Source organism: Veillonella sp. (assembly GCF_015058545.1).
GTDB lineage: Bacteria > Bacillota > Negativicutes > Veillonellales > Veillonellaceae > Veillonella_A.
Genome location: NZ_SVCB01000027.1, coordinates 1 through 13,286 on the forward strand (window position 1 = coordinate 1; position 13,286 = coordinate 13,286).

At 39.2% G+C, this 13,286-nt stretch carries 11 protein-coding genes and 1 tRNA gene; 1 reads left to right on the forward strand and 11 read right to left on the reverse strand.

All coding sequences use genetic code 11. The features are described 5' to 3' along the window. Positions 1 to 504 precede the first annotated feature (504 nt). Positions 505 to 681, forward strand: coding sequence for a hypothetical protein (locus tag E7204_RS01465; RefSeq protein ID WP_295180888.1), 177 nt, complete (start codon positions 505 to 507; stop codon positions 679 to 681). Positions 682 to 746: 65 nt separating this feature from the next. Here E7204_RS01465 and E7204_RS01470 read toward each other — a convergent pair whose 3' ends face one another. The 11 genes from E7204_RS01470 to E7204_RS01520 form a co-directional block, all read right to left on the reverse strand. After that, positions 747 to 1,061, reverse strand: a complete 315-nt coding sequence (locus E7204_RS01470; RefSeq protein WP_295180890.1) for a DUF1904 family protein — start codon at positions 1,059 to 1,061, stop codon at positions 747 to 749. A 29-nt stretch (positions 1,062 to 1,090) separates the two neighbouring features. Further along, positions 1,091 to 1,723, reverse strand: a complete 633-nt coding sequence (locus E7204_RS01475) for an ATP-binding protein (RefSeq protein ID WP_295180892.1) — start codon at positions 1,721 to 1,723, stop codon at positions 1,091 to 1,093. A gap of 155 nt (positions 1,724 to 1,878) precedes the next feature. Beyond that, positions 1,879 to 2,529 (reverse strand): ATP-binding protein, encoded by a 651-nt coding sequence (locus tag E7204_RS01480; RefSeq protein ID WP_295180894.1) that lies wholly within the window; start codon positions 2,527 to 2,529, stop codon positions 1,879 to 1,881. 402 nt (positions 2,530 to 2,931) lie between these two features. Continuing rightward, positions 2,932 to 3,008, reverse strand: a tRNA-Arg gene (locus E7204_RS01485). Positions 3,009 to 3,338: 330 nt separating this feature from the next. Beyond that, positions 3,339 to 3,656, reverse strand: coding sequence for a hypothetical protein (locus E7204_RS01490; RefSeq protein ID WP_295180896.1), 318 nt, complete (start codon positions 3,654 to 3,656; stop codon positions 3,339 to 3,341). Between the two features lie 182 nt (positions 3,657 to 3,838). After that, entirely contained in the window at positions 3,839 to 6,886 is a 3,048-nt protein-coding gene (locus tag E7204_RS01495; protein ID WP_295180898.1) for an efflux RND transporter permease subunit, read from the reverse strand. After that, a complete protein-coding gene (locus E7204_RS01500) occupies positions 6,883 to 7,974 on the reverse strand; it encodes an efflux RND transporter periplasmic adaptor subunit (protein ID WP_295180900.1) in 1,092 nt (363 codons plus the stop codon). Before E7204_RS01500 ends, E7204_RS01495 begins: the two co-directional genes overlap by 4 nt. A gap of 162 nt (positions 7,975 to 8,136) precedes the next feature. Continuing rightward, positions 8,137 to 8,688 carry a MarR family winged helix-turn-helix transcriptional regulator gene (locus tag E7204_RS01505; protein ID WP_295180902.1) on the reverse strand — a complete coding sequence of 184 codons (552 nt, stop codon included), beginning with the start codon at positions 8,686 to 8,688 and terminating at the stop codon, positions 8,137 to 8,139. Between the two features lie 125 nt (positions 8,689 to 8,813). Next, positions 8,814 to 10,172, reverse strand: coding sequence for a hemolysin family protein (locus E7204_RS01510; RefSeq protein ID WP_295180904.1), 1,359 nt, complete (start codon positions 10,170 to 10,172; stop codon positions 8,814 to 8,816). Between the two features lie 396 nt (positions 10,173 to 10,568). Then, positions 10,569 to 12,320 (reverse strand): 1-deoxy-D-xylulose-5-phosphate synthase, encoded by a 1,752-nt coding sequence (locus E7204_RS01515; RefSeq protein ID WP_295180906.1) that lies wholly within the window; start codon positions 12,318 to 12,320, stop codon positions 10,569 to 10,571. Between the two features lie 362 nt (positions 12,321 to 12,682). After that, positions 12,683 to 13,286: amino acid permease (locus tag E7204_RS01520; RefSeq protein WP_295180908.1), on the reverse strand; the 604-nt coding region annotated here is incomplete at its 5' end.

Consider the following 13,286-nt stretch of genomic DNA (forward strand, 5'->3'; position numbering starts at 1 on the left):
AAATGACAACTAATCATCATGATTGTATTGCATAGAGTGTACTTTCAGAGTGTTCAATTATTTATCGATAATAATTTAACTAAAAGATACAGTATATTATAACATAAAATAGAATAATTTTTATGTTTTATTATGTTTAAACAAAAATTAATTTACCATTTAACACTTTTTCTCTTAATCTCTTTTAATTTTATAAAAATAAGATGTAATATCCACCCCATAAAAACATTTTCAAATTCAACTTATTGTTATGATTTTTATCGCTTTTTCTTGATTAGTATCTGCAAAAATTACTCAAATATTTAATGAATCGCTCGTCTTATGAGTATTTTGTATAATTAATACGCAATTTGTGAATGAATATCAATTATGTATATTATCCGTTGCTATTATACATTTTTATATATATAATGGATTTATAGGTATTATCACTGTTTTTTACTATAAATGTATTTTTCAGGCTTACTATGATACTGTATTTTTATGAAAGGGAGATGTTTCATTATGAGCGGTCGTTATGAAGTTAAGTTTAGATATAAAAGTGATAGTCCGACCTCCCGAGGCGGCGTCAATGCAACAACAGTAACAGCTACCAGTACCTCGAATGCACGGAATCAGGTTATTGCTTCCCATAGTTATGGTAAGGGTGTTACCATTATTTCGGTGGTGAAGAAGAAGTAAAAACATGATACAAAAAGAAACTCCTCACAGATGTTTGAGTCCTGTGAGGAGTTTTTAATTAAATATTAAAATTCATAGTAATCATCTTTGCCGATATGGATAAAATACACTTCGCACACATCATAACCTTCAGCTTTAACCGCATCAGCAATGCACTGAGCCATTTGTTTTTCCATAGCTACACCACGATCATATTGCACTACTTCTACCAAAGGATACATATCATGGATTTTGCCGTCTCGAAAATATTTCGTTTCCGGACATTCTAAGGTAAAATAATCTACCGGCGTATCAGATAATTCAGCCAACTGTTTAGGTAAAGTAATACTTAACTTTTGAACGATATCAGGTGTAACACCTTTGAAAATTAATTGTGGCATAATAACTCCTTTATATTATTTGGTTTCAATTAATTTATAATACTTTTTTCAATATCTTTTCTCATATTATCTAGATCAATAAACTTATCTAATGTCGATGGACTCTTTTGATACTTTCTATTTTTAGTTTCACCTGTATGCATAATTAGTTCATTGTTTTCTAGAATTTCTATTATCTTATAAATTCTATATCTTGTAAATTTAGTATATTCTACTAGCTTACTAACTGTTATATCAGGATTTTCTACTATCACTTGATAAACCATTTTAGATTCCTCATCTATATTTTCAATAGAATTAATTGGTTCTACTGTCCAAATTTTTAACTCCGTTTCATTCAAAGTAGTTTCAATTTGTGGTAATCTAAAATCATATTCACTTTGTAAGCTAAAAATAACCGGACCACCAGAACCTGCTCGTTCAGATAAGCCTATTTTTCTAAATAGAGTAGCTAAAATATTATTTCTTGGATTTGATTGCCCACCTTGTACAAATGCAGCTTTTGTAACCCTTAAGCATCCCGGATTTTTAAATATATAAAACATTTTATATACATTTATACTTATAGTTGATAATGTATTATGATAATCTGCATGTACTAACATATTAATACAAGCTTCTCGTAATGCTTCTTGTAATTTTCCTGTAGACTTTCTCGTCATATTATCAGTTAACTCAAACGGCTCTAACAATAAAGCTTTTAACTTTTCTGTTACGGATAAATAAAACTCAAATATATTTAGATTAGGATAATTTAAATCTCCAAAAGAAACTCTATCAATCCAACGTTCCGTATCGCCTGTTCTATTAAAAAAATCTAAATGAAAATGTGGAAATCTGCTTCTGTAAGCTTTGATTTACGACCATCATTTCTATCAACAGTCTGAGCCCCGATATATGTTAAAAACTCACTTGTACTTTTATCAAAAATTGACTCATCTTTAGTATATTGATACAGATAGTCTTTATACTTAGAAATTGTAACTGAATTTAAATCTCGAATATCATAATTATCTAATGTAGTAGCATCCTGATTACCAGATCTGTTTCTCATAAAAGAAGCGACTTCATCATTTGTTGCTAATTGATCACTACTAAACCTTCTGATATATGTTTTAGATAAATTATCATTGAGATATATGGGTTTTTCTTCTATATGCGCTTCCGGTACTGTAATCTCAATACAGGTCTTTCCATTTAATAATATTTTTTGAATACACCTATTATCTAATATATTTTTACTAATTTTTTGTTGGTTATTAATCGTAACCCAAAAATCACTAATCATATTATCTGGATTTTCAACACCGGTTACGATAAACTTTCCTTGCTCTTCACTAATCCCAAGTATTATCTTTCCCCCAAATGTATTAGCAAAAGCTGAATATGTTTCCCATATATCATTAGATAACTTTTTATTCGATTTTTTATATTCAATATATTCATTTTCACCCTTAAGTTCAATCATCTTAATCTATCACTCATTTCTAAATAATATATATTTCGAATTAAAATTATATTTTCAAAAGATTGTCAAAAGATTATTTCTATTAAAAATCCAGTAATAATCTACCTTTTCTATGATTACTTACCCAAATTTAAAAACTTTTCAAAAGATTGTCAAAAGATTATAGGACTCACAACTTCAGTTATAATCAGCATTTTTATATTGTTAATTTCATAATTCAAATATTTTTCAAAAGATTATACTTTATTATGATAGAAAGAATATAACATAATTATATAATTAATTTTCAATTTTGTAATCAATACATTTTTAGTTTTTCTACTTTAACTTAGCAAAAAACCGGCTTTCCATGGTCTATCTTCATAATTTACAATTATGAAACCACTAGTGCCGGTTTTTATTTGGTGCGCCTAGGCGGAATCGAACCACCGACACGCAGTTTAGGAAACTGCTGCTCTATCCTACTGAGCTATAGACGCATGTATGTATTAAATTAAAACACTTTACAAACTATATTATAAACGGAATGTTCACATCTCGCAATATACCTATATTCTTAAGCACTCATTTACAAGTTATCCACGGTTTATACACAGAGTTATACACTTTTTCGTTCACTTATGCACCAAATTTTACTACTTACTTACAAGCTATACACAACATATCCACAGATTCATGTGCATAATCTGTGGATATGTTCGTCAGTATGTACTATTTTTTAGTTTATAACCGGTGTATAACTTTTAATTTGTTCGCTCAAAAATGACATGTTCTGCCAATTTTTACTAACAACACAGGTCGTCCATTACTTATTCAGGGAACTTAAATTCGCCGTCGATTTCAACCGGGCGGCTCCAATCGACTTGAACGTCCGTACGTTCCCACATAACGGTTAAAGCTAATTTTAAGTTTTCCAAGGATTCAGCAGGATTTACCGTTACCGTTTCATATACATCAAGGCTTACTGCTTTTTCAATAGTTTGCGGTGTATGCAAATAATCCCAAATCTTTTTTTGCCAAGTTTCATCAGGCAATACTACTGTCATTTCTTTATTGTCTTTATTAAAGGCAATATATCCCTTTTCATCCACCCCATAATGAATGGCATAATATGCTACGTTACTCATCGTATTAGCTCCTTTTCACTGTTATTGGCAATGTCTACTTACCTATTTAATCATATATTACACAATCTACGCAATATGCTTTGATTAAATTTTATCGTAATAATAACAGAATTACCAGCAAAAAATCACTTCTTTTGATAAATATCCGTCATTTAATACTAACTTTCCCTATGGCTCTTGTCTTATTTCTCTTCCGCTTTAAAGTATAGAGCATACATGACGGGCAGCACGATTAATGTCAAAATGGTCGCCACAAAAAGGCCTCCACTGAAGGCAATAGCCATAGGTGACCAAAAGGCACTGCGCATGAGCGGCACCATACCTAAAATTGCTGCCAAAGCGGTGAGCATAATCGGCCGGAAACGCAAGATTGTGGAACTTACGATAGCATCATAGGTCGTTTGTCCTTCACTCCGGTGTAACTCAATCTGGTCAATTAAAATGATAGAGTTTCGGATTATCATGCCACTTAAGGATATAACGCCCAAAACCACCATAAAGCCCATCGGCGTATTGGTTAAGAGCATGGTAAGCACAACCCCGATAAGCCCCAATGGCGCCGTTAACAGAGCCATAATCATAAGGGATATCTTTTTAAGCTGGAACATGAGGATAACCATAATGAGACAGATCATAATCGGCATCGGCCCTTTTAAGTTATTAAGGGCGATGTTACTCTGTTCGGCGGAGCCATCTACTTCAATGGTATAACCGGCCGGCAAATCCGCTCTCAGGTTGTCCAATTTTTCATTAATTTCATTAGCCAGCGAATCAGCCATTACATTAGGCGGTACATTGCCGTGTACCGTAATAGTCGGTGCCATGTTGCGATGCCAAATAATACCGTCTTCATTGCCCAAGGATATATTGGCAATCTGGCTGAGTGGCACATAGGCGCCGGAACCGGTCTGAATCGGAATATTTTGCAAAACACTCATATTGTGATCTTCGTTACCGCTGAGTTTAAATTTCATCGGTATCGTCTGATTGCCCACATAGTATTGGCCCACGGTTACACCGGAAATTTTACTTTGCAAATCTGTCGCTACTGTATAGCTGTCAACGCCCATCAAGCGCGCTTTGGCAGGGTCAATATGCACTTCAATATTCGGTGTATTATCCGGCCAATCTTCGGCAATATCCGAGATTTCAGGGTATTCTTTGAAAACAGCCTTCACATCGGTGGCAATTTCTTTTACTTTGACCATATCAGGACCGGACACACGGAACATAATCGGATATTTGGAAGGCGGACCGGTCTGAATAAAGTCCATATTAATTAAAGCTGACGGAAATTCATCTTTTAATTTTTCATTCAAATCCTTGTATAATCTGTTTCTATCTTCCAAAGAGTTAGCTACAATCACATATTGCATGTAATTGTTGCGCTCAACTTCCGGTTCCAAGGTAAGGACGAAGCGCGGTGCCCCTTCACCGACATAGGCCGAATAATGCTCAATGCGTTTATCACCACTGAGAAGATTATCCAGCTGTTCCGCCTGATTCTTCGTATATTGCAACGATGAACTCTGCGGGAACTGAATGGCTACCATAATTTCCGGTCTTGTGGAAGCCGGGAAAAACTCTACTTTAATAAGCGGCACGCTTACCAAAGAAATGAAGAATAACACTAAGGTTGTGATAAGGACCGTACGGCGATGACCGAGAGCCCAGTGGAGGAATTTTTCAAAACGAGCTAAAAATGACTTTTGTATCCGCATAGCTCTGGTTTCTTCATGACCCGGTTTAATACGAATTAACTTACTGCCCAATACGGGACTTACCAACACCGACGCAAACCAAGACAAGAGTAAAGCCATGGCCACAACGATAAATAAAGCATGGGTAAATTCGGCTACCGAACCTTCGGATAAGAAGATTGGCAAGAAGCCACAGCAGGTAATCAAGGTACCGCTCAACATCGGAAAGGCTGTTGATTTATAGGCAAAAGTGGCCGCATCATGCGTATTGAGCCCTTCTTCCATTTTGAGGGTCATCATTTCTACAACGATAATCGCATCGTCTACCAAGAGGCCTAAGGAGATGATTAAGGCACCGAGGCTTACTTTATGTAACTCAAGACCGTCAGCGTACATGCCCACGAAGGTACTGGCCACTACGACCGGTATGGTAAGAGCTACCACAATCCCACTGCACACACCAAGGGATATAAAGCTGACGATTAATACAATAACGATAGCTTCAAATAATGAGCGGGTAAATTCGCTGATAGATTCATCTACCACTTTTGGTTGATTGGATACCTGACTCACATCGAGGCCCACCGGCAAGGGATCTTTATAGGACGCCATTTTAGCATCCAACGCCTTACCGAATTCAATATTATTGGCCCCCGGATCCATAGAAACGGCAATGCCGATGGCCGGTTTGCCATTATAGTAGAACAACGGGCTCTGTGGTGATTCATAATCCATGCGAACCGTGGCAATATCCCCTAAACGCAAAGTCTGACCATTCACTTGAAGCGGCATTTCACGAACTGAATCAACGCTGTCAAAAAGACCGTTCACACGCAAATACACATTATTGGTGTCCGTATCAATCATGCCGGCCGGTGCCATGGAGCTTTGCTGTTTTAAAGCATTCAAAATCGTCTGAGCACTAATTTGGTAGGCCGACAATTTATCTTTATTCATTTCTACATAAAGAGTCTGTTCTTGCACACCTTTTAAATCTATCCGTTTTACATTCGGCACGCTCAGTAAAACGCGCTTAATATCTTCGGCGTAGGCCCTTTTTTCTTCATAGGAATAATCGTCGCCGGTGAGGGCGTAAATTGTGCCGTACACATCGTCAAAACGGTCATTAATGACAGGTCCCTGCACACCGGAAGGGAGGCTCGACCATTCGTCCTCAATCATGTGACGAACTTCGGTCCAAACGGCCCGTACCTCATCGCTTTTAACCGATTCTTTTAAATTAATATAAATGACCGTCTTACCGCCGTCGGTAAAACTTTTTGTATAATCAAGACCCGGTAAATCGCGGATTTTTTCTTCCAACTTATCCGTTACTTGCTCCGACATTTGCTGCGGCGAAGCGCCCGGCCAAGTGGCGGCTACCACCATGGTTCGAATCGTAAAATTCGGATCCTCCATACGACCGATTTTCATAAAGGAAAAACTGCCGATGGCAAAGAGCATGGCCATGAAAAAGTAGATTATCGACTTGTGCCTGAGGGCCCAATCGGCTAAGTTAAACTGCTTCATATGCGTACCTTAGCCCCTTCTTCCAATTTATCCGTACCGGCCGTTACAATGCGGTCACCGGCCTTCAAACCGGACACTACAGCTACCTGATTATTACCCAAATTGCCTAACGTAACTGTCCGTAAGTGAACCGTATTATTGGTTACTACATATACTTGGCCCTGACTATTCGGTGTAGGTTGACGAGTGCCTACCAAGGCCGTTAACGGAATCATCAACCCATTCGTATTTAATTGATTAAATACTACATTGGCCGTCATACCGAGCTGCAATTGAGCCGGTGGATTCGGTAACGAAATTTTAACCGTATAGGTACGAGCTGTTGCATCCGGAACCGGTGAAATTTCACGGACTACACCGGCCGTTGTCACATTCGGCAAGGCCCAATAGGTGACACTGGCCGGTGATCCCACGGAAACAGACGCCATCATTTGTTCCGGCAAAGCAATAACCGCTTCCGGCTCATTGCCGACAGCTATGGTTCCTACGGTCTGACCGGCTGCTACGACTTGGCCCACTTCAATGGAGGCAGCCGTAATAATTCCGTCAGCCGGTGCTGTTAATTGAGTATAGTTTTGCTGATTCGCACTGGTCTGCACATTCGCCTGTGCTTGAGCGAGTTGCGCCGCCGCTACTTTATAGGAATTTTCCATTTGATCTAATTGTAACTGACTGATAGCTTCTTCGGCATAGAGCTGACGATAGCGCTGCACATTAGTGGCTGCCAAATCATATTGAGATTGAGCCGCCGCCAAAGCACCCTGGGCATTTTGCATTTGACTGCTCGTATCGCCTTGGTCTAACATGGCCAACACTTGGCCCGCACTGACACGATTACCGATATTAAAATTCTTTTGAATGACACGTCCGCCGATTTGGAAGGACAAAGCCGTTTCATTGCGGTTTTTAATGGTGCCGGCCAAACTGTTTTCACCGACTCCGCTCCCTTGCCCAACGACCTGTGTTTTAACCAACGGGGCTTTATCGCTCGTTTCGTCCGATGAGCCACAACCACTCACCAAGAGTAACAAACCTGTCAATAATGCTGTAATTATCGTGTATCGGCGCCAACTTCTCAGCCCGCTCATATGAATCTCCTCCTTATTTATTACCGGTAATATATATATTAATTGTAAGAGTTATTCCCATTACTGTCAATTATTTTCAATATACTGTGTACCTTATACTATGCGCTTATTATTTGTGATGCTGCAGTTCAAATAAGGCTTTATTTCCATATAATAGGACTGTCAAAAGGCCGATTTTGGCTTTATACCTGTTAACGTATTCAATTCTTCATCAGATATAGCAATCGGTCCATTCATTAAAAGTTTAAGCGTTTCCAAGGTGTCCTTAATTTTTTCAGCCGGCACATTACTGAGAACCGATTTAAAATAAGCTTCTTCACGCTTATGCAAATCATTATGCACCAACGCCACGGCCGTTCCCAGTTCCGTATTACGCAATAATACAGCTTTTAAATCTTCTTTGTTGTGAAAACGAATGAGCAAATTGTTGGCCGCCAAACGTTTCACATACCGTGATAATAGCCCCTGTGAAAAAGGCATGGCCTTCAAAATTTCCTGATAGGTACCCGTTTTATCCGGTTTAGCCTCCAAATAGCTTAAAATCTGCATTTCTGAATGATTAAATTTTTTATTCATCAGCTTGTTTGCCGATTCACTAGGCACGGTATCAATATACGTTTCAATAGCCTCTTTTAGAAGACGTTTGCGAACTTCCTGCACATATACAGCAAACAAAGACGCCGTAGTCACTAATTCTTTGTACATATTTTCCATTGGTATTTACAACTCCATATTTTTGTAGTTTTATGCAGATGTTTAACACATCTCATAATAACCGTCTTTTAACTAAAAAAATCCTCATAGCTTTGGTCTTAGCCTACACTATGAGGATCGTTAATTTATTCGTCGGCAGCTGTTTCTTCCTCTAGCGGCTCATGAACCACCATGATTTTGTCGATACGCACATTATCCATGTCGACAATTTCAAAGGTATAGGTTTCCCACACATAGCGGTCCAGCTCTTTAGGAATGCGACCGAATAAATATGTCAAAAAGCCGCCCACCGTTTTATATAAATCTTTTTCTTCACCCGGCAATTCTTTATTAATGCCGAAATATTCTTTAAATTCATCAATGCTGAGTAAACCGTCAACGAGCCAAGTCGTGTCGGAGCGTTGCATGATACGATTTTCTTCTTCTTTCAATTCATCTTCGCTCGCCGGCATCAAACCAACCAATTTTTCCATGATGTCATGAAGAGTTACAAGACCACTGAAACCACCGTATTCATCGAGTACTACCGTTTCGTGAATCCCTTCGGTACGGAATACTTCCAAAAGCTTCATAAGACTGATGGATTCCGGTACCATAACCGGTTGCTTAGTGCATTCGGCTACCACTTCTTTAAGAGTTTTTTGGCCGCCTGCTTTCATATGTTCCGCAAACACATCAGCCACAATAACGAGACCTTCCAATTCATCCAAGGAATCGCGTCCTACGGGCAAACGATAATGCGTTGAATTACAAAGGCGCTCTTTGATTTCTTCTTCCGGACTGTTCAAATCGAGCCACTTAAGCTGCGTACGCGGTGTCATAACATCGCCCGCATTTAAATCGGCCAAGCGGAATACATTGTCTACGAGAATCGGTTCTTCTTTTTCAAAAGCCCCTAATTCTACGCCCTGAGTCAACATTTTGTTGATTTCAAGTTCCGTAACCGGCGCCTCTTCCTTCTCTTTCACACCCAAGAGTTTTAATAAAAAGCTGGTGGATGAACTAAGCAACGCTACCAGCGGCTTAGCTATAACCGAGAACGAATGCATCGGTACGGCCATAATAATGGCAATTCGTTCCGGTGCGTTCAACGCGATACGCTTCGGTACCAATTCACCCACAACAAGGGATAAATACGTCGTCAACGATACGATAATAATAGGACTTACCGAATCGGCATAGGGTGCCAAAACCGGTATATGTTCTTTAATAGCTTCTGCCATAGGCGTCGATAATGCGGCGCCGGAATACAAACCGGTTACGATACCGATTAAAGTAATACCGATTTGTATGGTAGAAAACATCTGATTCGGGTCTTCCGATAATTGAATCGCCCGCTGTGCCCCTGTACTGCCTTTTTCGGCACTATCTTCCAATAAACCCTTACGGGCATTGACTATGGCTAATTCTGTCATGGAGAAAATACCATTTGCTATAATGAGCAAGAAAATTATGAGTATCTCCAGACCCACGTCACCATCCACTAATGAATCACTCTCCTCTTACTTACAGTGGATACTTATATTCTGTCAGGCTACTTTAGCCTGTACTTACCGTATAGTATATCAAAAATTGAATATTTTCGCTATATTGAGTCTTACTGCCTCTATTTGTAAAAAATCAACTGTCGGTATATTGCCTAAGTTAAAGCATATAGTCTTATAATACTTACGGCATAATGCAAAAACGCCCTGTCGCTGCGTATGGCGACAGGGCGTTTTCATAGAATATATCGAAGGGTTAAGCTTCTATTGCTTGGCATTTATGCCTAAAATGCCAAGCCTCTATCAGATAAACGTTTTAACTTTATAAAACGGGAACCCAAAGGCTGAGTTACAGCCTGAATCATTTATACTTAAATCAGTTTATATTGACCTGAATTATTTATTTAAAATCGCTTTCACATCGTTAACGATTAATTCAGGGGACAAGTGGTAACGAGCCACTAATTCGTCCATAGGAACACGGTCATTAACTTCTTTTTTCATACCGATGTTCAATACTTTCATATCGGACAAACCGTAGAAGCGGGACACTTTTTCACCAAAACCGCCATCCAATACGCCGTCTTCCAAAGTAACTACGAGGCTGTGGTCTGCTTTTAAGCTTTCCAAAGTGTCAGCATCGACTTCAGAGGATAAACGCGGATTTACAACGGTTGCCTCAATGCCTAATTCAGCTTTTAAAGCGTCTTTAGTGCGTAATGCAAGGTCATAGAAGGCACCTAAGCCCAAGAGAGCTACCGTGTTACCTTTGACAGTTACCTGATTGCTCAAATCACCATTGAAGGCATTGCCGCTTTCAAAAGTCTGTACTTTACCGCCCGGTACGCGAATCATTACCGGGAAATCGGTCTGTTCCAAGGACCAATCGAGCATAGCCAACAACTCTGCTTTAGTAGCCGGCGATAATACGCGAAGGTTTGGAATGGTGCTCATCATAGCCAAGTCGAAAGCACTGGAGTGCGTTGCATCCATTGGCGAAATACCGCCGCCCAACGGGAAGGATAAAATAGTAACGGCATTGTTATTCAAAGCCATATCCTGCGTCAATTGGTCATAGGTACGTTGTAAGAAGGTAGCCGCATCAAGGATAACCGGTTTACCGCCGTTTTTGGCAATACCCGCAGCCATAGCCACCATATGTTCTTCCGCAATCCCTACATCAATAAATTGTTTACCCGCTTCGGCACGACGCTGTGGATTAAAACCGGGAATGCCCGGTACACCGGCTGTTAAACCGACTACTTTAGGATCCTGTTTCATCTTTTCAAGTAAGTGAGTTGCGATGATGTCATCAAAATGTTCTTCTTTCATGTACGCATCCACATCAAAATGTTTACCCATAATGTAGTGGTACGATTCTTTATCCGCTTCTGCTTCCGGTAACCCTTTACCTTTAACAGTTACCATGTGAATTACGATTGGATGATCGATGTCTTTAACAGCTTTGAACGTTTCAATCAAGGACTCTAAATCATGACCGTCTTCTACGAATACATAGTCAAGACCTAATGTTTTGAAGAAGTTGTTTTCCGCTTTACCTTTGCTGTCGCGCAATGCTTTGAAGTGAGCGTAGAAACCGCCTTCATTTGGAGCAATGGACATATCGTTATCGTTGAAGAGTACGATGAAGTTACTGCCCAACGTAGCACTTACATTAAGACCTTCCAAAGCTTCACCGCCGGACATGGAACCGTCACCGATAATGGCAATGACATTACCGTCTTCACCTTTAAGGTCACGTGCTTTAGCCATACCGGAAGCCAAACTTACGGACGTGGAAGTATGACCTACGGTAAAGAAGTCATGTTCACTTTCATTCGGATTGGTATAGCCTGAGTATTTGCTGTAAGAGGCCGGATCGGTAAAACCTTCTTTACGACCGGTCAACATTTTGTGAATGTAGGACTGGTGGGATACGTCGAATACAAATTTATCTTTTGGCGAATCAAACACGTAGTGAAGGGCCAAGGTTGCTTCCACAAAACCAAGGTTTGGAGCCATATGACCGCCGGTTTCAGTAACACGAGTAATCAATACTTCACGAATTTCCTGAGCCAATTGTTTTAATTCTTCAATACTCATGCCTTTAATATCTTGAGGGCTGTTTACTTTACTTAATAAATTCATACTATCTTCCTTTCTAAACACCATATATACTTCATAATCACATTAACTGATTTTCACGTACAATAAATTACGCTTTGAATCACTCTTTGCGATTACGACTCATTAACGATTTGGTTTCAAACAAAAAAAGTTCTGTAATCGTTACTGTGACTCATGTTTCGTAGTCATCAGTGTTGATTACAGAACTCATTATAGAACTTGAAGTCGACTTCAAGTCAAGCATTAAATTTATTTTTTTCTATTTAATTTAAAATTTTCATTTAAACGAATGATGCATATATCCCTTAGAAACCGCTCTAATATCAGTGTTTATGACCATATCGTGAGTTTAAAAAATTTTTTAGAAAATAGTATTCTGTCGATTATTTTTCGTAATCGCGATCCAAGTTAACTTCTTTTAACGGAATAACATGGGTTTTATATTTGCTCTTATAGGCCGCATATACCAATAAGAATACCGGAATACCGATATAGGCTACGCTGGCGCCGTACCAGTCAATAGTTTCACCGGTAAAAGCTGTATAGTTCTGACCGGCAATAATGATAAGACATAATACGGTAGCAAAAATAGGACCGAATGGATAGAACAAAGCTTTAAACGGAATTTCATCCAAGCTTTTGCCCTGTGCATGGAAGGCACGACGGAAACGATAGTGGGCAATGGCAATCCCGAGCCATGCAATAAAACCACTCATACCGCTGATATTGATTAACCAGTTGTAAGCTGTACCTTCACCGATTAAAGATGTTAAGAAAGCGAACACGCCGAATGCAGCTGTTGCCAATAAAGCCGGCACCGGCACACCGCGGGAGTTCAACTTGGTAAATACTTTAGGTGCATCGCCTTCTTTAGCCATAGCATAGAGCATACGGGTAGATGCATAAAGACCGGAGTTACCGGCGGACAATACGGCCGTTAAAATAATAGCATTAATGAAGCTGGCCGCAAAAGCAAAACCGAAACGA